General features: G+C 69.6%; 21 protein-coding genes. 10 read left to right on the forward strand and 11 right to left on the reverse strand.

Annotation, left to right across the window (positions count from 1 at the left end; translation table 11 throughout):
• Positions 1-3: 3 nt before the first annotated feature.
• The 4 genes from gcvT (at position 4) to gcvPB (ending at position 4,305) form a co-directional block, all read left to right on the forward strand.
• A complete protein-coding gene (gene gcvT, locus TTH_RS02725; RefSeq protein ID WP_011228001.1) occupies positions 4-1,053 on the forward strand; it encodes a glycine cleavage system aminomethyltransferase GcvT in 1,050 nt (349 codons plus the stop codon).
• 18 nt (positions 1,054-1,071) lie between these two features.
• Positions 1,072-1,458 (forward strand): glycine cleavage system protein GcvH, encoded by a 387-nt coding sequence (gene gcvH, locus TTH_RS02730; protein WP_011228002.1) that lies wholly within the window; start codon positions 1,072-1,074, stop codon positions 1,456-1,458.
• Between the two features lie 109 nt (positions 1,459-1,567).
• Positions 1,568-2,884, forward strand: coding sequence for an aminomethyl-transferring glycine dehydrogenase subunit GcvPA (gene gcvPA, locus TTH_RS02735; RefSeq protein ID WP_011172605.1), 1,317 nt, complete (start codon positions 1,568-1,570; stop codon positions 2,882-2,884).
• The gene (gene gcvPB / locus TTH_RS02740; RefSeq protein WP_011228003.1) at positions 2,881-4,305 is read left to right on the forward strand and encodes an aminomethyl-transferring glycine dehydrogenase subunit GcvPB; all 1,425 of its coding nucleotides are present in this window, start codon (positions 2,881-2,883) and stop codon (positions 4,303-4,305) included. Before gcvPA ends, gcvPB begins: the two co-directional genes overlap by 4 nt.
• Positions 4,306-4,353: 48 nt before the next feature.
• On the opposite strand, the gene ribF is transcribed toward gcvPB, so the two are convergent.
• Together ribF and ndx4 are read right to left on the reverse strand one after the other, a co-directional pair.
• On the reverse strand, positions 4,354-5,238 hold the full coding sequence (ribF, locus tag TTH_RS02745; RefSeq protein WP_011228004.1) for a riboflavin biosynthesis protein RibF: 885 nt from the start codon (positions 5,236-5,238) through the stop codon (positions 4,354-4,356).
• A complete protein-coding gene (gene ndx4 / locus TTH_RS02750; RefSeq protein ID WP_011172615.1) occupies positions 5,216-5,728 on the reverse strand; it encodes an ADP-ribose pyrophosphatase Ndx4 in 513 nt (170 codons plus the stop codon). The genes ribF and ndx4 overlap by 23 nt, the downstream gene beginning before the upstream one ends.
• On the opposite strand from ndx4, the gene TTH_RS02755 reads away from it, so the two are divergent.
• The 3 genes from TTH_RS02755 to TTH_RS02765 are packed head-to-tail and all read left to right on the forward strand — an operon-like array spanning position 5,727 to position 6,599.
• A complete protein-coding gene (locus TTH_RS02755) occupies positions 5,727-5,891 on the forward strand; it encodes a hypothetical protein (protein WP_162467437.1) in 165 nt (54 codons plus the stop codon). The genes ndx4 and TTH_RS02755 overlap by 2 nt on opposite strands.
• The gene (locus TTH_RS02760) at positions 5,872-6,066 is read left to right on the forward strand and encodes a hypothetical protein (RefSeq protein WP_011172616.1); all 195 of its coding nucleotides are present in this window, start codon (positions 5,872-5,874) and stop codon (positions 6,064-6,066) included. The genes TTH_RS02755 and TTH_RS02760 overlap by 20 nt, the downstream gene beginning before the upstream one ends.
• 26 nt (positions 6,067-6,092) lie before the next feature.
• Positions 6,093-6,599, forward strand: coding sequence for a 2'-5' RNA ligase family protein (locus TTH_RS02765; protein ID WP_011172617.1), 507 nt, complete (start codon positions 6,093-6,095; stop codon positions 6,597-6,599).
• Here the strand turns inward: TTH_RS02765 and TTH_RS02770 are convergent.
• The 3 genes from TTH_RS02770 to TTH_RS02780 are packed head-to-tail and all read right to left on the reverse strand — an operon-like array spanning position 6,583 to position 9,861.
• Positions 6,583-7,410, reverse strand: a complete 828-nt coding sequence (locus tag TTH_RS02770; protein ID WP_011172618.1) for a DMT family transporter — start codon at positions 7,408-7,410, stop codon at positions 6,583-6,585. The genes TTH_RS02765 and TTH_RS02770 overlap by 17 nt on opposite strands.
• A 48-nt stretch (positions 7,411-7,458) precedes the next feature.
• Positions 7,459-8,730 (reverse strand): RNA polymerase sigma factor RpoD, encoded by a 1,272-nt coding sequence (gene rpoD, locus TTH_RS02775; protein WP_011228005.1) that lies wholly within the window; start codon positions 8,728-8,730, stop codon positions 7,459-7,461.
• A gap of 3 nt (positions 8,731-8,733) precedes the next feature.
• On the reverse strand, positions 8,734-9,861 hold the full coding sequence (locus tag TTH_RS02780) for a class I SAM-dependent methyltransferase (RefSeq protein ID WP_011228006.1): 1,128 nt from the start codon (positions 9,859-9,861) through the stop codon (positions 8,734-8,736).
• Between the two features lie 90 nt (positions 9,862-9,951).
• Here TTH_RS02780 and TTH_RS02785 point away from each other — a divergent pair, with 90 nt between their 5' ends.
• Positions 9,952-11,169: an aspartate kinase gene (locus TTH_RS02785; RefSeq protein WP_011228007.1), complete on the forward strand. Its 1,218-nt coding sequence runs from the start codon at positions 9,952-9,954 to the stop codon at positions 11,167-11,169.
• The gene (locus TTH_RS02790) at positions 11,169-11,633 is read left to right on the forward strand and encodes a phosphoribosyltransferase (RefSeq protein WP_011228008.1); all 465 of its coding nucleotides are present in this window, start codon (positions 11,169-11,171) and stop codon (positions 11,631-11,633) included. Before TTH_RS02785 ends, TTH_RS02790 begins: the two co-directional genes overlap by 1 nt.
• 143 nt (positions 11,634-11,776) lie before the next feature.
• Here TTH_RS02790 and TTH_RS02795 read toward each other — a convergent pair whose 3' ends face one another.
• From TTH_RS02795 to sucC, 3 genes are read right to left on the reverse strand one after another with little or no spacing between them, the layout of a single operon-like run.
• On the reverse strand, positions 11,777-12,760 hold the full coding sequence (locus tag TTH_RS02795; protein WP_011172623.1) for a malate dehydrogenase: 984 nt from the start codon (positions 12,758-12,760) through the stop codon (positions 11,777-11,779).
• A 14-nt stretch (positions 12,761-12,774) separates the two neighbouring features.
• Positions 12,775-13,641: a succinate--CoA ligase subunit alpha gene (sucD, locus tag TTH_RS02800; RefSeq protein WP_011228009.1), complete on the reverse strand. Its 867-nt coding sequence runs from the start codon at positions 13,639-13,641 to the stop codon at positions 12,775-12,777.
• Positions 13,638-14,813 (reverse strand): ADP-forming succinate--CoA ligase subunit beta, encoded by a 1,176-nt coding sequence (gene sucC / locus TTH_RS02805; RefSeq protein ID WP_011228010.1) that lies wholly within the window; start codon positions 14,811-14,813, stop codon positions 13,638-13,640. The genes sucD and sucC overlap by 4 nt, the downstream gene beginning before the upstream one ends.
• 44 nt (positions 14,814-14,857) lie before the next feature.
• Between sucC and TTH_RS02810 the strand changes: the two genes are divergently transcribed.
• Positions 14,858-15,892, forward strand: coding sequence for a bis-aminopropyl spermidine synthase family protein (locus TTH_RS02810; RefSeq protein WP_011228011.1), 1,035 nt, complete (start codon positions 14,858-14,860; stop codon positions 15,890-15,892).
• Here the strand turns inward: TTH_RS02810 and TTH_RS02815 are convergent.
• Genes TTH_RS02815 through TTH_RS02825 form a run of 3 tightly spaced genes read right to left on the reverse strand, consistent with a single transcriptional unit; the run spans position 15,886 to position 20,385 of the window.
• Positions 15,886-16,896 (reverse strand): PIN/TRAM domain-containing protein, encoded by a 1,011-nt coding sequence (locus tag TTH_RS02815; protein WP_011228012.1) that lies wholly within the window; start codon positions 16,894-16,896, stop codon positions 15,886-15,888. The genes TTH_RS02810 and TTH_RS02815 overlap by 7 nt on opposite strands.
• Positions 16,893-18,164, reverse strand: a complete 1,272-nt coding sequence (gene radA / locus TTH_RS02820) for a DNA repair protein RadA (protein WP_011228013.1) — start codon at positions 18,162-18,164, stop codon at positions 16,893-16,895. The genes TTH_RS02815 and radA overlap by 4 nt, the downstream gene beginning before the upstream one ends.
• 10 nt (positions 18,165-18,174) lie before the next feature.
• Positions 18,175-20,385: an ATP-dependent Clp protease ATP-binding subunit gene (locus tag TTH_RS02825; protein ID WP_011172629.1), complete on the reverse strand. Its 2,211-nt coding sequence runs from the start codon at positions 20,383-20,385 to the stop codon at positions 18,175-18,177.
• Positions 20,386-20,507 lie beyond the last annotated feature (122 nt).

Raw genomic sequence — 20,507 nt, forward strand, 5'->3', positions numbered from 1 at the left:
GCCATGAAGAAGACCCCCCTTTACGAGGCCCACCTTCGCCTGGGCGCCCGGATGGTGGACTTCGCCGGGTACCTCCTCCCCCTCCAGTACACCTCCATCGTGGAGGAGCACCTGGCCGTGCGCCGGGCGGTCGGGGTTTTTGACGTGAGCCACATGGGGGAGTTTCTGGTCCGGGGCAAGGAGGCCCTGGCCTTCCTCCAGTGGGCCACGGCGAACGACGCAGGCAAGCTCAAGGTGGGAAGGGCCCAGTACTCCATGCTCCCCAACGAGCGGGGCGGGGTGGTGGACGACATCTACCTCTACCGCCTGGGGGAAGAGGAGTACCTCATGGTGGTGAACGCCGCCAACATCGCCAAGGACCTCGCCCACCTCCAGGCCTTGGCCAAGGGGTTCAGGGTGGAGCTTGAGGACGCCTCCGAAAGGACCGCCCTCCTCGCCCTCCAGGGCCCGAAGGCGGCCTCCCTCCTCCAGGGGCTTACCGATCTGGACCTTTCCCAGAAGCGCAAGAACGACGTCTTCCCCGCCCGGGTGGCGGGCCGGCCCGCCCGCCTCGCCCGCACGGGGTACACGGGGGAGGACGGGTTTGAGCTCTTCCTCGCCCCGGAGGACGCCGAGCCCGTCTTTCTGGCCCTGGTGGAGGCCGGGGCCAAGCCCGCGGGCCTCGGGGCCCGGGACTCCTTGAGGCTCGAGGCGGGCTTCCCCCTCTACGGCCACGAGCTCACCGAGGAGACCAACCCCCTCTGCACCCCCTGGGCCTGGGTGGTGAAGAAGGAAAAGGCGTTTTTGGGCAAGGAGGCCATGCTGGCCCAGGCCTGCCGGGAGCGCCTCGTGGGCCTCGTTCTGGAAGGGGGCATCCCCCGGGAGGGCTACCGGGTGCTCTCTGGGGGCCGCCCCGTGGGCCGGGTGACGAGCGGCGGGTATTCGCCCCTGCTGCAGAGGGGCATCGCCCTCGCCTACGTGGAGGAAGGGGCGGAGGGGCCTTTCCAGGTGGAGGTCCGGGGCCGGGCGGTCCCCGCCGCCCTTAGCCCCCTCCCCTTTGTGCCGCTAAAATAGCGGGGGTTGGGAGGCGCTATGGACATACCCAAGGACCGCTTCTATACCAAGACCCACGAGTGGGCCCTGCCCGAAGGCGACACGGTGCTCGTCGGCATCACCGACTACGCCCAGGACGCCCTCGGCGACGTGGTTTACGTGGAGCTACCCGAGGTGGGCCGGGTGGTGGAGAAGGGCGAGGCGGTGGCCGTGGTGGAGAGCGTGAAGACCGCTTCCGACATCTACGCCCCCGTGGCCGGGGAGATCGTGGAGGTCAACCTCGCCCTGGAGAAGACCCCTGAGCTCGTCAACCAGGACCCCTACGGGGAGGGCTGGATCTTCCGCCTGAAGCCCAGAGACATGGGCGACCTGGACGAGCTCTTGGACGCCGGGGGCTACCAGGAGGTCCTGGAAAGCGAAGCCTAGGGGAAAGGATGCGTCCCGAAGACCCTTCCCTCGCCCGCGCCTTAGGGCGGGAAGGGCGCTTTGTGGCCCCGGGGCAAATGGCCCTGGGGTTTTGCTTGAGGATGGAGACATGGACTACACGCCCCACACGGAGGAGGAGATCCGGGAGATGCTCAGGCGGGTGGGGGCGGCCTCCCTGGAGGACCTCTTCGCCCACCTGCCCAAGGAGATCCTGAGCCCTCCCATAGACCTTCCCGAGCCCCTGCCCGAGTGGAAGGTCCTGGAGGAGCTGAGGCGCCTCGCCGCCCAAAACCTCCCCGCCCACAAGGCCTTCCTGGGCGGGGGGGTGAGGAGCCACCACGTCCCCCCCGTGGTCCAGGCCCTGGCCGCACGGGGCGAGTTCCTCACCGCCTACACCCCCTACCAGCCCGAGGTGAGCCAGGGGGTTCTGCAGGCCACCTTTGAGTACCAGACCATGATCGCCGAGCTCGCGGGGCTGGAGATCGCCAACGCCTCCATGTACGACGGGGCCACGGCCCTGGCCGAGGGGGTCCTCCTCGCCCTCAGGGAGACGGGGAGGATGGGGGTTTTGGTCTCCCAGGGGGTCCACCCCGAGTACCGCGCGGTGCTTCGGGCCTACCTCGAGGCCGTGGGGGCCAAGCTCTTGACCCTCCCCCTGGAGGGGGGAAGGACCCCCCTCCCTGAGGTGGGGGAGGAGGTGGGGGCGGTGGTGGTCCAGAACCCCAACTTCCTGGGCGCCCTGGAGGACCTCGGGCCCTTCGCCGAGGCGGCCCACGGCGCGGGGGCGCTTTTCGTGGCCGTGGCCGACCCCCTCTCCTTGGGGGTGCTCAAGCCCCCGGGGGCCTATGGAGCGGACATCGCCGTGGGGGACGGGCAGAGCCTCGGCCTCCCCATGGGCTTCGGCGGCCCCCACTTCGGCTTTCTCGCCACCAAAAAGGCCTTCGTGCGCCAGCTTCCGGGTAGGCTCGTCTCCGAGACCGTGGACGTGGAGGGAAGGCGGGGCTTCATCCTCACCCTCCAGGCCCGGGAGCAGTACATCAGGCGGGCCAAGGCCAAGAGCAACATCACCACCAACGCCCAGCTCACCGCCCTCATGGGGGCCATGTACCTCGCGGCCTTGGGGCCTGAGGGGCTTAGGGAGGTGGCCCTGAAGAGCGTGGAGATGGCCCACAAGCTCCACGCCCTCCTCCTGGAGGTTCCGGGGGTCAGGCCCTTCACCCCCAAGCCCTTCTTCAACGAGTTCGCCCTGGCCCTCCCCAAGGACCCCGAGGCGGTGCGGCGGGCCCTTGCGGAGCGGGGCTTCCACGGGGCCACCCCGGTGCCCAGGGAGTACGGGGAGAACCTCGCCCTCTTCGCCGCCACCGAGCTCCACGAGGAGGAGGACCTCCTGGCCCTGCGGGAGGCCCTTAAGGAGGTTTTGGCATGAGCTTTCCCCTGATCTTTGAACGGAGCCGGAAGGGAAGGCGCGGCCTCAAGCTGGTGAAGGCGGTGCCCAAGGCGGAGGACCTGATCCCCAAGGAACACCTGCGGGAGGTCCCGCCCCGCCTCCCCGAGGTGGACGAGCTCACCCTGGTGCGCCACTATACCGGGCTTTCCCGCCGCCAGGTGGGGGTGGACACCACCTTCTACCCCTTGGGGTCTTGCACCATGAAGTACAACCCCAAGCTCCACGAGGAGGCGGCGCGGCTTTTTGCCGACCTCCACCCCTACCAGGACCCAAGGACGGCCCAGGGGGCCTTAAGGCTCATGTGGGAGCTCGGGGAGTACCTCAAGGCCCTCACGGGCATGGACGCCATCACCCTGGAGCCCGCCGCCGGGGCCCACGGGGAGCTCACGGGGATCCTGATCATCCGCGCCTACCACGAGGACCGGGGGGAGGGGAGGACGCGGCGGGTGGTCCTGGTCCCCGACTCGGCCCACGGCTCCAACCCCGCCACCGCCAGCATGGCGGGCTACCAGGTGCGGGAGATCCCCTCGGGGCCCGAGGGGGAGGTGGACCTCGAGGCCCTGAAGCGCGAGCTCGGCCCCCACGTGGCCGCCCTCATGCTCACGAACCCCAACACCTTGGGCCTCTTTGAACGGCGCATCCTGGAGATCTCCCGGCTCTGCAAGGAGGCGGGGGTGCAGCTCTACTACGACGGGGCCAACCTGAACGCCATCATGGGCTGGGCGAGGCCCGGGGACATGGGCTTTGACGTGGTCCACCTGAACCTCCACAAGACCTTCACCGTGCCCCACGGCGGGGGCGGGCCTGGCTCGGGCCCGGTGGGGGTGAAGGCCCACCTCGCCCCCTACCTCCCCGTGCCCTTGGTGGAGAGGGGAGAGGAGGGCTTCTACCTGGACTTTGACCGGCCCAAGAGCATCGGCCGGGTGCGGAGCTTCTACGGGAACTTCCTGGCCTTGGTCCGGGCCTGGGCCTACATCCGCACCCTGGGGCTAGAGGGCCTTAAGAAGGCCGCGGCCCTCGCCGTCCTCAACGCCCGCTACCTGAAGGAGCTCCTCAAGGAGAAGGGCTACCGGGTGCCCTACGACGGGCCCTCCATGCACGAGTTCGTGGCCCAGCCCCCCGAGGGCTTCCGCGCTTTGGACCTCGCCAAGGGGCTTTTGGAGCTCGGCTTCCACCCCCCCACGGTCTACTTCCCCTTGATCGTCAAGGAGGCCCTCATGGTGGAGCCCACGGAGACCGAGGCCAAGGAGACCCTCGAGGCCTTCGCCGAGGCCATGGGGGCGCTTTTAAAGAAGCCCAAGGAGTGGCTGGAAAACGCCCCCTACTCCACCCCGGTCCGCCGCCTGGACGAGCTTCGGGCCAACAAGCATCCCAAGCTCACCTACTTTGACGAGGGCTAAACCCCTTGCCGGGGCCCCCATGCCGGCTTGGGCCGGCATGGGGTGGGGTTAAAGCCCGAAGTAGGCCCGGGCCTCGGCCACGTCCTCTGCGATCTGGGCCCTTAGGGCCTCGAGGGAGGGGAAGCGCCTTTCCTCCCGGAGACGCTTGAGGAAGCGCACCCGCACCTCCTCCCCGTAAAGCTCCCCGGCGAAGCCCAAAAGGTGCACCTCCAAGCGCCTTTCCTCCCCCCCCAGGGTGGGCCGCGTCCCCACGTTGGCCACCCCCTTGTAGCGCCCGAAGGCCCCTTCCGCCTCCACGGCGAAGACCCCGGGGGGAAGGACCTTCAAGGGGTGGACGGCGAGGTTGGCCGTGGGGAAGCCGAGCCGCCTTCCCATCCGGTCCCCCTCCACCACCACCCCGTAGGCCCCGTAGAGGCGGCCCAGGAGATGGCGGGCCTCCTCCACCCGGCCTTCCCGCAACAGGGCGCGGATGCGGCTACTCTTCACCGCCTCCCCCCCAAGGCTCAAGAGGGGGACGACCCGGGTGGGGGCCACCCGCTCCAGGGCCTCCGGGCCCCCCGCCCGGCCTTGTCCGAAGCGGAAGTCCTCCCCCACGTAGATCCGGCTCGCCTGAAGGGCCCTTAGGTCCTCCAAGAAGGCCTCGGGGGGTCTTCTGGCGAACTCCTCGTTGAAGGGCACGGCCAGGATGAGTTCCACCCCCACCTCCCTCAGGGCCTCCACCTTCTCCTGAAGGTCCATGAGGAACCCTTCCCCCCGGGTGAAGACCTTGGTGGGGGGGTCAAAGGTGTAGACGAGGAGGGGCGCCTTCAGGGTTTTGGCCTCGGAGAGGGCCTGGCGCAGGAGGTACTGGTGGCCCAGGTGCACCCCGTCAAAGGAGCCCACGGCCACCACCTTGGGGCCTTTGGGGACGTCAGCGACCTCGGAGAAAAGCATGGTAGTAGAGGACCCCCACGAGCCCCGTGGCCGAGAACTCCACCTCCCCCCTCTGGTGCCTCTCTAGGGCCTCCTCCGGGCGCATCCAGACCACCTCTATGGCCTCGTCCTCGTCGGGGTGGGCCTCCACCTCCTTTAGGTTTTCCGCGAGGAAGACGTGGGTCTTCTCGTCGGTGAAGCCGGGGGAGACGAAGTAACTGAAGAGGTAGGTGAGGTCCCCGCTAAGGCCCGTCTCCTCGGCGAGCTCCCTCCTCGCCGCCTCCAAGGGGTCCTCCCCGGGCTCTATGAGGCCCGCCGGGATCTCCAGGGGGGCGAGGCCCACGGCGGGGCGCATCTGGCGCACGAAGAGCATCCTCCCTTCCCGCAGGGCGATCACCGCCACGGCGGGCTTGTGTTCCACGATCTCGTAACGGCCTTCCAGGGCCAGGTTCAGGATGCGGCCCCGGTAGAGGTAGGTGCGTTCCACGCCCCCATAATAGACTCTTCCCATGTGGCTCACCGACGGCCGCCGGAGCCTCCTCCTCCAGGGGGAGCGGATCGCCCGGGTGGAGGCGGGGAAGCGGGGCCTCTTCGTGGAGGTCCTTCCAGGACGCCCACGCCCACCCCCTCTACTGGGGGGTGGCCTTGCGGGGTATGGACCTTTCCGGGCTTAAGGACCCGGAGGCCGTGGCCCGGGAGGTCCTTTGGGCCCACACCCTCGGGGCCTCCCTGGCGGCGGGGTGGGCGGACTACGGGCGCATCGCCCCCGGGGCGCGCGCGGACCTCACCCTGTGGGAGGGGAAGAGGCCCGTGGGCCGGGTGTACCGGGGAAACCTGGAGATTTTTTAGGGGGCGGTTGAGGTATACTGCGCCCCATGTACGGGGTCCTGGTTTGGCCCCCCGAGGACCTCCGCCGCTTTATGGAGGAACTCCAGGCGGCCAGGGGCGTCCGGGGCTTCGGCCCGCCCCACCTCAACCTCCGCCAGCCCTTTGACTGGCCCTACGAGGAGGAGGCCTTGCGCATCGCCCTGGCGGGGATCCTGCGGGGCCACCCCCCCTTTCGCGTCCGCCTGGGGGACTGGCGCTTCTTTCCCCAGGGGGTGGTCTACCTCCGGGCCTACGGGGGCGGGGCCTTCCGGCGCCTCTACCACGCCCTGGAGCCCCTGGCCCCGCCCCTCAAGGAGATTGAGGGGCCGAGCTACATCCCCCACCTGACCCTGGCCCTGGGCCTCTCCCCGGAGGAGGCGAAGGCCTTGGCGCAAAGCCTCCCGCCCCCGCCCCGCCGCTCCTTCCTGGTGCGGGAGGCGGCCTTGGTGCGGGACGAAGGGGAGGGCCTGGTGGAGGTGGCCCGCTTTCCGTTAGGCCCTAGCCCAGAGCGATGAGGGCCATGGCCAGGAGGCTCAGGCCCACCCCCGTAAGCCGCCTCCGGGAGAGCCTTTCCTTCAGGACGAGCCAGGCCAGGAGAACCGTGAAAACCGGGTAGAAGGAGGAGAGGACCGCCGCCACGTCCAGCCGCCCGGCCTGGGCCGCGAGGAGGAAGAAGAGGTTTCCCCCGGCGTCCCCGAGGCCGGCGAGGAGGACCCATGGGGCCTCGCGTCCTCCGGGCCAGGGCCTGGCCCGGAGGGCGGCGGGGAGGACCAGGAGGAAGGCGGTGAGCTTGGCCCAGGCGGCGGGGTAGAAGAGCCCCTCCACCCGGTCCATGAAGGCGTAGAACCCGCCGAAGCCGAGGCCGGCGAGGAGGGCGAGGCCCAGGTTCCCCGGGCGCGCCCGGCCTTCGGGCCGGGAGACGAGCCAGACCGCGAGGAGGCCCAGCCCCATGCCCAGGGCGGGGAAAAGGCCCGGCCACCCCTCGAGGAGGGCCCCCAGGGCCACGGGGAGGGCCGCCCCCACCACCCCGGCCACGGGGGCGGCGAGGCCCATCTCCCCTTGGGCCAGGGCCCGGTAAAAGGCGAGGAGGCCGAGGGCCCCGGAGGCCCCGCCCAAAAGGGCATAGGGAAGGTCCCGCCCTTGGGGCGCCTCCCCGAAGACCTGGGCCAGGAGGAGGAAGAGGAGGAGGCCGATGCCGGAGGCCCAGAGGACCACGGCCTGGGCGTGGGCCCGGCGGGAGGCCATCCCGCCGCCGAAGTCCCCGGCCCCCCAGGTGAGGGCGGAGAGGAGGCCGAAGCCTAAAGGGAGGAGAAGGCTAGCGTCCATGGGAAGCGTGGGGGGGCGTCTTCGGGGCCCCCCTCTGGCGAGGGCGACTTAGTCCAGGAAGTCCCTGAGCTTCCGCGTGCGGGACTCGTGGTACTTGAGCTTGCGGAGGGCCTTGTTCTCAATCTGCCGGATCCTTTCCCGGGTGACGCCGAAGAAGGCCCCCACCTCCTCCAGGGTGTGCTCCCGCCCGTCAATGAGCCCTTTCCGGAGCTTCAGGACCATGGCCTCGCGCTCGGAGAGCTTGGACAGGGCCTTCTCCAGCTCCTCGGAGAGGAGGCTCTGGGTGGCGGCGTCCACCGGGGAGGGGAGGTGCTCGTCGGGGATGAAGTCCCCGTAGAAGCTGTCCTTCTCGTCGCCGATGGGGGTCTCCAGGGAGACGGGCTCCTGGGCGATCTTGAGGGTTTCCTCCACCCGCTTGGCGTCCCAGCCCGGCCCCATGGCCTCGGCGATCTCCTCGTAGGTGGGTTCCCGGCCGAGCTCCTGCTGCAGCTGCCTTGCGGTGCGGGAGAGCTTGTTGATGGTCTCCACCATGTGGACCGGGATGCGGATGGTGCGGGCCTGGTCGGCGATGGCCCGGTTGATGGCCTGCCGGATCCACCAGGTGGCGTAGGTGGAGAACTTGAAGCGCCGCTTGTACTCAAACTTCTCCACCGCCCGGATCAGGCCCTGGTTTCCCTCCTGGATGAGGTCCAGGAAGGAGAGGCCCCGCCCCGTGTACTTCTTGGCGATGGAGACCACGAGCCGGAGGTTGGCCTCAATGAGGTGCTGCCGGGCCGCCTCCCCTTCCCGGGCGATGTGGAGGTAGCGCTTGTGCTCCTTGGGGAGGCTTTTGAGCTTCTGGTCAATCTCCTCCACGGTCTTGGGGTCCAGGGTCTCCTTGAGGCCGGGGATGTGCCGCACCCGGGCCGAGCCCAGAATCTTGGCCCGGACCACCTCCCGGATGAGGTCGGGGTCAAGGCCGGTGATCTCGGAGAGCTTCTTGATGGCCTCCATCCCCTCCTCCACCTTCCGGGCGAGCTCCACCTCCTCCTCCAGGGTGAGGAGGGGGACCTGGCCGATCTCGTGCAGGTACTGGCGCACGGGGTCGGAGGTGGAGATCTTGGGGATGGGGAGGTCTTCTTCCTCCTCCTCCAGGTCCAGCCCCTCGCCCTCCTCGGGCAGGTCCAGGAGGTCGTCCTCCAGGGTGAGGTCCGGGTCCTCGAGGTCGGGGTCGGGCTCCCCCTCGGGGAACTCGGGGAGTTCCTCCGCCTCCTCCTGGACCAGGACCTCGGTCTCCTGGGCCTCCTGGGCCTGGGCGTTCTTGCGCTTGCTCTTCTTCAAGGCTCACCTCCCTCGCTTTTCCGCGAACAGGACCTTGTATTCGGCCACCTTGAGGGTCTGGAAGGCGCCGAACTTCTCCTCCAGCAAAGGCTCGTACTTCAGGAACGGGTTGGACACGAGGAAAAACACGCCACCCGGCCTGAGCCGGGCCGCCGCCACGTTCACGAACGCCTGGGCCACATCCAGAATGACCGCACCCCCCACGTGAAAGGGGGGGTTCGTAACTATGATGTCAAACCGGGCCTCTTCTGTCAAGGCCTCGTCCACGTCGGAGTGGAGGGCCTGGGCCTTCAGGGCGTTGGCCTCGAGGCCCTTTTGCAGGGAGAGGACGGAGGCCAGGTCGTCCTCCACCCCCACCACCTCCGCCCCCATCCGGGCGAGGGGCAGGGTCAGGGCCCCATAGCCCGCCCCCAGGTCCAGGACCTGCCGGCCGCGGACCCCCTCGGGCCCCAGGCGTTCCTGCAGGGCCTCGAGGAGGAGCAGGGAGGCCGGGTCCACCTTCCCCGCCGAGAAGACCCCGGGGAGGTGGTGGAAGGTGTACTCCGCCCCCAGGATGCGGGCGGAAAAGGCCCGCCAGAGGGAGGGGAGGGGCGGGGCCTCCTTCTCCTTCTCCAGGAGGGCCACCCGGTAGGGCCCCTCCCGCCGCACCACCACGCCGTAGCCCAGAAGGGCCCGGGCCTCCTTGAAGTAGCGCTCAAACCCCTTGTTCTTGTCCCCGGCGAGGTAGAGCCGTCCTCCCATCCGGAGGGCCCGGGCCGCGGCCACGAGGCTCGCCTGGACATAGGCCGTCCCTCTCCCGGCGGGGAGGGCCAGGACCACGAGGTCGTATGCTCCCGCCGCCGCCTCCCAGGGAAGGGCGAGCCGGGCCTGGAGGCCGCTCGCCGTGAGGCAGCGGAAGGCGGCCCGGGAGGTCTCCAGCCGCTCCACCGCCATCCTCCCCTCCAAGGGGAGGCTTCCCCAGCCCACCCCGGGGTTCAGGTCCAGGGCCCGCTCGCCGAAGGGCTCCACCGTCTTCTGCAGGAGGTCGTGGACCGGGTCCCGGTACCCCCGGGCCCCGGGCTTGATGAAGAGCCGGCCCCCGGGGTGGGGAAGGGGGGTGAGGCGGTGGTAGGCTTCCCGCGTCAGGCTCACGTCCTCCCAGGATAAGGGCCTTGGGCGGAGGGGGCAAATGTGCTAACATTCTCTTTCAAACCGCCCGGGGGGGCGGGGAAGGAGGGAAGCGTGGCCCTGGTGGTTCAGAAGTACGGCGGCACCTCCGTGGGCGACCTGGAGCGCATCCACAAGGTGGCCCAGCGCATCGCCCACTACCGCGAGAAGGGGCATCGGCTTGCGGTGGTGGTCTCGGCCATGGGGCACACCACCGACGAGCTCATCGCCTTGGCCAAGCGGGTGAACCCGAGACCTCCCTTTCGCGAGCTGGACCTCCTCACCACCACCGGGGAGCAGGTCTCCGTGGCCCTCCTCTCCATGCAGCTTTGGGCCATGGGGATCCCCGCCAAGGGCTTCGTCCAGCACCAGATCGGCATCACCACCGACGGGCGCTACGGGGACGCCCGGATCCTCGAGGTGAACCCGGCCCGCATCCGGGAGGCCCTGGAGCAGGGCTTTGTGGCGGTGATCGCGGGCTTCATGGGCACCACCCCGGAAGGGGAGATCACCACCTTGGGCCGGGGAGGGTCGGACACCACCGCCGTGGCCATCGCCGCCGCCCTCGGGGCCAAGGAGTGCGAGATCTACACGGACACGGAGGGGGTCTACACCACGGACCCCCACCTGATCCCCGAGGCGAGGAAGCTTTCCGTCATCGGCTACGACCAGATGCTGGAGATGGCCGCTTTGGGGGCCAGGGTCCTCCACCCCCGGGCGGTCTACTACGCCAAGCGCTACGGGGTGGTCCTCCACGTGCGCTCTAGCTTCTCCTACAACCCCGGTACCCTGGTGAAGGAGGTCGCCATGGAGATGGACAAGGCGGTGACGGGCGTGGCCTTGGACCTGGACCACGCCCAGATCGGGCTTATCGGCATCCCGGACCAGCCGGGCATCGCGGCCAAGGTCTTCCAGGCCCTGGCCGAGCGGGGCATCGCCGTGGACATGATCATCCAGGGGGTTCCCGGCCACGACCCCTCGAGGCAGCAGATGGCCTTCACGGTGAAGAAGGACTTCGCCCAGGAGGCCCTGGAGGCTTTGGAGCCCGTCCTCGCCGAGATCGGGGGCGAGGCCATCTTGAGGCCGGACATCGCCAAGGTCTCCATCGTGGGCGTGGGCCTCGCCTCCACCCCGGAGGTCCCCGCCAAGATGTTCCAGGCGGTGGCCTCCACCGGGGCCAACATTGAGATGATCGCCACCAGCGAGGTGCGCATCTCCGTGATCATCCCCGCCGAGTACGCCGAGGCGGCGCTTAGGGCCGTCCACCAGGCTTTTGAGCTGGACAAGGCCTGATGGAGCGCCTCCACCTTTCCTGGGAGGACCTCCTCCGGCTGGTCCGCCGCCTGGCGGAGGCCCTTTCTGGGGAGCCTTTTGACCTCGTCCTGGGGGTGGCGCGGGGAGGCCTCATCCCCACCGCCCTTCTGGCCCAGGCCCTCGGCGCGCGGAACATCCTCACCGCCGCCGTCATGTTCTACGAGGGGGAGGAGGCTTTGCCCGAGCCGGTATTCCTGCAGTTTCCCCCCGATGTCCTCCTTTTCGGCAAGCGGGTCCTGGTGGTGGACGACGTTTGGGACTCGGGGCGCACGGCCTTTGCCGTGAAGGCCCGGGTGCGCCGAGCGGGCGGGGTGCCTGTGGTGGCCACCCTCCACTTCAAGCCGGGGCGGAACCGGGTGCCGGACCGCCCCGACTTCTACGCCGAGGAGACGGCGGCCTGGGTGGTCTACCCTTGGGCCCTCGAGGCCTGGCCCAAAGGCTAATACCCTTCCGGTTGCCTTCGCCCGACGGGCCCGGGGAAGCTCCCCAGGGAGCTTTTGCCGGGGCCCCCATGCTGGCTTGCGCCAGCATGGGGTGGTATAAAGCCCCCACCGCAGGGCGCGGTGGGGGCTCTGAGGCCGGCCTCTCAGATGAGGCCCAGGGCCTTCACCTGCTCCATCTCGTCCAGGAGTTCCTGGGCCGTGATCTCCATGCGCTTGCGGGCGAACTCGTTGATCTCCAGGCCTTCCACGACCCGGTACGCTCCGTCCTTGGCTGTCACCGGGAAGGAGTAGACGATGCCTTCGGGGATGCCGTACTCCCCTTGGGAGGGGACGGCCATGGAGACCCAGTCCCCCTCCGGGGTGCCCAGGGCCCAGTCGCGGATATGCTCTATGGCGGCGTTCGCGGCGCTGGCGGCGCTGCTGGCCCCCCGGGCCTGGATGATGGCCGCCCCCCGCTGGGCCACGGTGGGGATGAAGACCTTCTCGTACCACTCCATGTCCACGAGCTCCAGGGCGGGCCTGCCGTCCACCTCGGCGTGGAAGAGGTCGGGGAACATGGTGGAGGAGTGGTTGCCCCACACCGTCATGCGGCGGATGCGGTCCACGCCCGTCCCGGTCTTCTTGGCGAGCTGGGCCTTGGCCCGGTTGTGGTCCAGCCGGGTCATGGCGGTGAAGTTCCGGGGGTTGAGGCCGGGGGCGTTCTTGTAGGCGATGAGGGCGTTGGTGTTGGCGGGGTTGCCCACCACCAGCACCTTGACGTCCTTCTTGGCCACCTCGGCCAGGGCCCGGCCCTGCTCGGTGAAGATCTTGCCGTTCACCTGCAGAAGGTCCCGGCGCTCCATCCCCGCCTTGCGGGGGGCCGCCCCCACCAGGAGGGCGTAGTCGGCGTCCTTGAAGGCCACCTTGGGGTCGTCGGTGGCCTCGAGGCCCGCAAGCAGGGGGAAGGCGCAGTCCTCCAGCTCCATGACCACGCCCTCCAGGGCCTTCATGGCCTGGGGGATCTCCAAAAGCTGGAGGATCACCGGCTGGTCCTTGCCCAGCATCTCCCCCGCGGCGATGCGGAAGAGGAGGCTGTAGCCGATCTGTCCCGCGGCTCCGGTAACCGCCACGCGTACGGGTGCCTTCACCGTCCACCTCCTTTTTAGCCCAGGGCCTTCTTGACCAGCTCCACGATCTCGTCAATGGTGTCGGCCACGGGGATGCCCGCCTCGGCGAAGGCCCGGAGCTTGGACTCCGGGGTGCCCACGTTGCCCATGATGATGGCCCCGGCGTGGCCCATGCGCTTGCCCTTGGGGGCGGAGCGGCCCCCGATGAAGCCCACCACCGGCTTCTTCATGTGGTCCTTCACCCAAGCCGCCGCCTCCTCCTCGTCGGAGCCGCCGATCTCCCCGATGAGGACCACGGCCTCCGTCTCCGGGTCCTCGTTGAAGAGGGGGAGGAGGTCCTTGAAGGTGGTGCCGATGACGGGGTCGCCCCCGATCCCCACCGTGGTGGTGGTGCCGAGCCCCGCCTGGGAAAGGGCGGCTGCGGCCTCGTAGGTGAGGGTGCCGGAGCGGCTGATGATCCCCACCCGGCCCCGCTTGAAGACGTGGCCGGGCATGATCCCGATCTTGGTCTCCTCGGCGCTGATGATCCCCGGGCAGTTCCCCCCGATGAGGCGGCTTCCCAGGGCCTTGATCTCCTCCACCGCCCGCACCATGTCCAGGGTAGGGATGCCCTCGGTGATGAGAACGATGAGGGGGATCCCGGCGTGGGCCGCTTCCAGGGCGGCGTCCGCCGCGGCCGGGGCGGGCACGAAGATGATGGAGGCGTCCACCTCGTGGTGGGCCACCGCCTCCTTCACCGTGTCGTAGACGGGGACCCCTAGGACCTCCATTCCCCCTTTGCCCGGGGTGACCCCGGCGACGATCTTGGTGCCGTAGGAAAGCATCTGCTTGGTGTGGAACTGCCCCTCCCGGCCGGTGATGCCCTGGACCAGGACGCGGGTCTCGCGGTTCACCAGGATCACGCCGCACCTCCCACCATGGCCACGATGACCTTGGCCGCCTCAATGGACGTGGGGTACATGTAGACGGGCTTCCCCTCCAAAAGCTTCTTGGCCTCCTCCTCGGCGGTGCCCGCCACCCGCATCACCACGGGCTTGGTGAGGAGGCCCTCCTCCAGGGCGCGGATCACCCCCTTGGCCACCTCGTCCGCCCGGGTGATGCCGCCGAAGATGTTGATGAAGACCCCCTTGACGTCGGGGTCCTTGAGGACCACCTTGAGGGCGTTGTAGACCACATCCGCCTTGGCCCCGCCCCCGATGTCCAGGAAGTTGGCGGGCTTGCCCCCTACCCGGTTCACCAGATCCAGGGTGTACATCACGAGGCCCGCCCCGTTTCCGATGATGCCGATGTTGCCATCAAGCTTCACGTAGGCGAAGCCGTAGTTGCTGGCCTCCACCTCCAAGGGGTGCTCGGCCTCCACCTCCCTGAGCTCGGCGAGGTCGGGGTGGCGGAAGAGGGCGTTGTCGTCCAGGACGATCTTGGCGTCGGCGGCGACGATCCCGCCGTCCGTGGTCACCACCAGGGGGTTGATCTCGGCGATGGAGGCGTCCACGCCCTCGTAGGCCCGGTAGAGGGCCACCAGGACCTGGGCGAGCTTGTTGAGGTTGCCCTCGAGCCCCGCCCGCTTCACCATCTCCCGGGCCTCAAAGGGGCGGAACCCCTTGTGGGGGTCAATCCAGAACTTGTGGATGGCCTCGGGGCGCTCCGCGGCCACCTCTTCAATGTCCACGCCCCCCTCCTTGGAGAGCATCAGGACCACCCGCTTCTTGGCCCGGTCCAGGATGAGGCCCGCGTAGTACTCCTTGGCGATGTCCACCGCCTCGGCCACCAGGACCTTCTTCACGGTAAGGCCCTTGATGTTCATGCCCAGGATGGCCTGGGCCTTCTCGTAGGCCTCCTGGGGGGTGTCGGCGAGCTTGACGCCCCCCGCCTTTCCTCTCCCTCCCACGTGCACCTGGGCCTTGATGACCACCCGCTTGCCGAACTCCTCGGCGATCCGTTTGGCCTCCTCGGGGGTGTAGGCCACCTTTCCCGGCGGCACGGGCACCCCATAGCGGGCCAGGATCTCCTTCGCTTGATACTCGTGCAGGTTCAAGACCCACCTCCCTTGCCGGGCGACCCCGGTCAAGGGCATTATATAGGCCTTGGGCCGTGGAAACGGCCGGAAAGGGGGTGAGCGTGAACAAGGAAGCGCTGGTCCAGGTGGCGGAAGAGGTGCGCCGGGCCACGGGCCTTCCCGTGGGCTGGCGGGACGTGGAGAGGACCCTTGGGGCGCTCCGGGCAACCCGGGACCTTTGGGAGGCCGTGCGGCTTTCCCGCGTGCCCTTACGCTTCCTCGTGCCCATCTGGGAGGGCCTCGCCCGGCGGGGGCTTCTCCGGGTGGAGGAGGGGCTGGACCTCCTGGCGGAGGTCCCGGCGCCCCGCCCTGGGGAGGCGGCCTGCCCCGCCTGCGAGGGCCGGGGGCTTGTGGGGGAGAGGCTTCCGGGGCGGGCGGCGGAGCGGTTTTTGGCCTGGGCCAAGGAGCGGCCCGAGGCCATCCAGGACTTTGATCAGGGGTACGTGACCCCGGAGTCCACCCTGGCCCGGGTGGCCTTGGCCTGGAACTGGGGCGACCTCGAGGGCAAGGAGGTCCTGGTCCTGGGGGACGACGACCTCACGGGCCTCGCCGCCGCCCTCACGGGCCTGCCCAAGCGGGTGGTGGTCCTGGACGCCGACCCCAGGATCGTCCGCTTCCTGGAGCGGGCGGCCAAGGCCGAGGGGCTTCCCCTCGAGGCCCACGTCCACGACCTCCGGGAGCCTCTGCCCGAGGCCTGGGTCCACGCCTTCCACACCTTCTTCACCGACCCGGTGGAGGGGCCTTTGGGCCTCCAGGCCTTCGTGGGCCGGGGGCTTCTGGCCCTTGAGGGGGAGGGGTGCGCCGGCTACGTGGGCCTGACCCACGTGGAGGCGAGCCTCGCCAAGTGGGCCGACTTCCAGCGCTTCCTCCTGGAAAACGGGGCCGTGATCACCGAGCTTCGGGACGGGTTCCACGTCTACGAGAACTGGGGGTACATTGAGCAGATGCGGGCCTGGCCCTGGCTTCCCGTCAAGCGCCGCCCCGAGAAGCCCTGGTACACCTCGGCCCTGATCCGGCTGGAGCTCCTCCGCCGGGCGGACCTGGAGAACGCGCGGGTGGAGGGGGACCTCCAGGACGAGGAGGCCACCACCTACTGAGCCCCTTGGGCGGGGCGGGCGAAGAAGAGGCGGCCCACCTGGGTCTGGATGGCCTGGGTGACCACCACCTCAATCTCCTGCCCCCGGTAGCGGCTCCCCCCGTCCACCACCACCATGGAGCCGTCCTCCAGGTAGCCCACCCCCTGGTGGGGCTCCTTCCCCTCCTTGAGGATGAGAAGCTTCAGGGTGTCCCCCACCTGGAGCTGGGGCCTTAGGGCCTGGGCCAGGGCCTGGATGGAGAGGGCCTTCACCCCGTAGATCCGGGCCATCTGCAGGAGGGCGTGGTCGTTGGTGACCAGGGCGGCCTCGAGGTCCCGGGCCAGGAAGAGGAGCTTCTCGTCCACGGACTCCCCCTTGGGGGTCGTCTCCAGGACCTCGAGGGGGGCGGCCTCCCTGAGGCGCTCCAGGGTTTCCAGCCCCCGCCTCCCCTTGGCCCGCCTTAAGGGGTCTTGGCTGTCGGCGAAGTGCTGGAGCTCCTTCAGGACGAAGTGGGGCACCCACAGGGGCCCCTCCAGAAACCCCACGGCCGCCACCTCGGCCACGCGGCCGTCCACCAGGACGCTGGTGTCCAGCACCTTCCCCCCCCGGGGGGCGGGCTTGGGCTCGGGCAGCCGGAAGTAGGCGCGGTAGCCCAAAGCCAGGTAGACGAAGAGGGCCACGAGCCCGAGGGCGAGGAGGAGGCTGTGGACAGGGGAGAAGCCCGGCACCTGGGCGAGGAGGGTGGTGAGGAGGACGGCGAGGAGGAGGCCTATGGTGGAGCCCAGGGTGGTGGCCACGACCACCTCGGGGGGGAGGCTTCGGAGGCGCTTCAGGCGGGCTTCCAGCGCCCCCTCCAGCCTTGGCCCCAAGAGGAGGCCGGTGAGGAGGCCCGCCAGGGCCAGGTAGAGCCGGTTGAGGGAGAGGAGGGAGGGGCTTTGGGGAAGGAGCCCCCAGTCCTCCAGAAGCCCCGCGAGGCCCAGCCCGAGCAGGGCGAAGGCGAGGTAGACGAGGTGCCGCGTCTTCATGCCAGGTACGCCTCCACAGCCTCCTGAAGGCGCTTAAGGTTCCCCGGGTGGAGGAAGCGGCCGAACCCCGCCCGCTCCCCCTCCCTAAGCCTCCGCTCCAGCCCCGCCACCCGCCGCACCTCCCCGGCCAGGCCCACCTCCCCCACCAGGGCGAGGTCGGCGGGCAGGGGGCGGCCCACCACGGCGGAGTACACCGCCAGGGCCACGGCCAGGTCCAGCCCCGGGTCCTGGACCTTGAGCCCCCCGGCGAGGTTCACGTAGACGTCCAGGTTGGCGAGGGGCAGGCCGAGCCTCCGCTCCAGGACCGCGAGGACCACGTCCACGCGCCTTCCGTCCAGCCCCTGGACCACCCTGCGGGGGGCGGGGAAGGGGGTTTTGGCCGCCAGGGCCTGGACCTCCAGGGCCAAGGCCCGCTCCCCGGCCAGGGCCAGGGCCACGGCGCTTCCCGGCACCCCCAGGGGGCGCTCCTTGAGGAAGGCCTCGGAGGGGTTCTCCACCTCCAGAAGCCCCGCCTCCTCCATGCGGAAGACCCCGATCTCCCCCACGGGGCCGAAGCGGTTCTTGGCGCTCCGCAGGACCCGGTAGGGCCCTGCGGTCTCCAGGTAGAGGGTGGCGTCCACGGCGTGCTCCACGCTCTTGGGGCCGGCCACCACCCCCTCCTTGGTCACGTGGCCCACGAGGACCACGGCCACGCCCCGTTCCTTGGCGAAGCGCACCAGGGCCGAGGTCGCCTCCCGGACGGCCACCAAGCTCCCCGGGCTCCCCCCGGCCTCGAGGGTCTGCACGGAGTCCACGAAGAGGACCTCCGGGGGGTCCTCCTCCAGGAGGGCGAGGAGGGGCTCGAGGCGGGTCTCCCGCACGAGGAGGAGGTCCTTCACCCCGAGGCGCTGCGCCCGGAGCTTGATCTGGGCGGGGGACTCCTCCCCGGCCACGTAGTAGACCCTTTGGGGCATCCGCTTGGCCATCTCCAGGAGGAGGGTGCTCTTGCCCACCCCGGGCTCCCCTCCCAATAGAACCACCTCCCCCGTCACGAACCCCCCGCCCAGGACCCGGTCCACCTCGGAAAGCCCCGAGGAGAAGCGGCGCTCCTCGGCCTCGTCCACCTGGGAGAGGGCGAGGAGGGGGAGGGGGGAGGGCTTGGCCCGCCTCGAGGCCGGGGCGGGGGCCACCTCCTGGAAGCTCTCCCAGGAACCGCAGGAGGGGCACCGCCCCAAGGGCTTGGGGGTGCGGTAGCCGCACTCCACGCAGGCGTAGGTGGCCTTGGCCATCCTCCGGGGGCTAGACGAGGAGCTCCTCCCCCTCCACCTCGTGGAAGGCCACCTGGCCTCCCTCCACGCTCACGTGGATCCGGCCCGTGGGCTTCCGCAGGAGGGCGACGGCCAAGGGGTCCTCTATGCGCTCCCTTAGGACGCTCCGCAGGGCGCGGGCGCTCCCCGTCTTGGGGGCCTGGTCCACCAGGAAGCGGGCCAATTCGGGGGCGAAGCTCACCTGGACGTCCCGGGCCTGGAGCTCCTTGCGGATGTCCTCCAGCATCATCTCGGCCACCCGCACCAGCTCCTCCTCCGTGAGGGGCCGGAAGCGGATGACCTCGTCCAGCCGGTCCAGAAACTCGGGGGTGAAGAGGGCCTTCAGGGGGGACTCCGTGTCCACCTCCTTGGAGGTGAAGCCGATGGCGGGGCCCACGTTGTAGCCGGTGTTGGAGGTCATGATGAGGATGACCCGGCGGAAGTCCACGGTGCGGCCCATGCCGTCCGTGAGGCGGCCCTCGTCCAGCACCTGGAGGAAGGTGTTGTAGATGTCGGGGTGGGCCTTCTCAATCTCGTCCAGGAGGACCACGCTGAAGGGCTGGCGGCGCACGGCCTCGGTGAGGCGGCCCCCCTGCTCGTAGCCCACATAGCCCGGCGGGGCCCCGATGAGCTTGGAGATGGAGTGGGGCTCCTGGAACTCGGACATGTCAAAGCGGATGAGGGCCCTCTCCGAGCCGAAGAGGACCTCGGCCAGGGCCTTGGCGAGCTGGGTCTTGCCCACGCCGCTTTGCCCCACGAAGAGGAAGCTCGCCGCCACCCGGGTCCTTCCCCCAAGCCCCACCCGGGCCCGGCGGAGGGCGTTCGCCAGGGCGCGGATGGCCTCCTCCTGGCCCACCACCCGCTTCCTGAGCTCCTCCTCCAGGCGCATGAGCTTCTCGTCGTCCTTGTCGTCCACGTAGACCCCGCCCCAGGAGTCCACCACCGCCTCCACGTCCTCCCGGGTGACGATGGGGGTGCCGTCCTCTTCCTCCGCCACGGGGAGGCCCAAGGAGGCGTTCAGGCGCACCCTCGAGGCCGCCTCGTCAATGAGGTCAATGGCCTTGTCGGGGAAGTTGCGCCCGGGAAGCGAGCGGATCCCGATCTTCACCGCAAGCTCCAGGATCTCGTCGGGGATGATCACCCCGTGGTGGGCCTCGTACCGGGGGCGGAGGCCCTTGAGGATCTCCAGGGTCTCCTCCGGGGAAGGCTCGAGGACGATCACCGGCTGGAAGCGCCGCTCCAGGGCCGCGTCCTTCTCTATGTAGCGGTGGTACTCCCCGGTGGTGGTGGCCCCGATCACCTGGATCTCCCCGCGGGCCAGGGCGGGCTTGAGGATGTTGGCGGCGTCCAGGGTGCCCTCGGCCCCGCCCGCCCCGATCAGGGTGTGGAGCTCGTCAATGAAGGCGATGACCTTGGCGTTCTTGAGCTCCTCAATGATCTGCCGCAGGCGCTCCTCAAACTCGCCCCGGTACTTGGTCCCCGCCACCACCCCGGCGAGGTCAATGGCCACCACCCGGGCCCCCTTGAGGATGGGGGGGACCCGGCCCTCCACGATGGCCTGGGCCAGGCCCTCCACGATGGCCGTCTTGCCCACCCCGGGGTCGCCGATGAGCACGGGATTGTTCTTGGTGCGCCGGGCGAGGATCTGGATCACCCGGTTGATCTCCTCCTGGCGGCCGATCACCGGGTCCAGCTTTCCTTCCCGGGCCTCCTTGGTGAGGTCGCGGCCGTACTCGTCCAGGAAGGGGGTGTTCACAGGCTTTTCCCGCTCGCGGCCCTCGGCCATGGCCAGGACCCTCCAGCGGATGGCGTCCACGTCCTTGGCGAAGTGGCTGAGGATGCGGTAGGCGATCCCGTCCCCCTCCCGGATGATGCCGAGGAGGATGTGCTCCGTGCCGATGACGGGGGAGCCCATGTTGCGGGCCTCGGCGCTGGCGAGCTCCATGACCCGCCTCGCCCTCGGGGTGATGGCGGGGGGCTCCCCGGTGCGCCCGCCCTCCCCCCGGCCCACCAGCTCCTCCACCATGCGGCGCATGGCCTCGAGGCTCGCGCCGTACTCCTGGAGGATGCGGGCCGCCGTCCCCCCCTCGCGCATCAGGCCCAGGAGGAGGTGCTCCGGGCCGATCATGGAGTGGCCTAAGCGGCTCCCCTCCTCTCTTGCGTAGTGAAAGACCAGCCTGGCGCGGTCGTCGTATCGGTTCATGCTCCCCTCTACCTCACATTCTAGCCTAGGGAGAGGGCGGCTTGGCGTTTGCGCCCCGGCTCACCTTAGGGGGGCCTTTGGGTAAGATGCCTGGTAATCGGGGCTTGGCCCCGGTGGGGAGG

This window comes from Thermus thermophilus HB8 (assembly GCF_000091545.1).
GTDB classification, from domain to species: Bacteria; Deinococcota; Deinococci; order Deinococcales; family Thermaceae; genus Thermus; species Thermus thermophilus.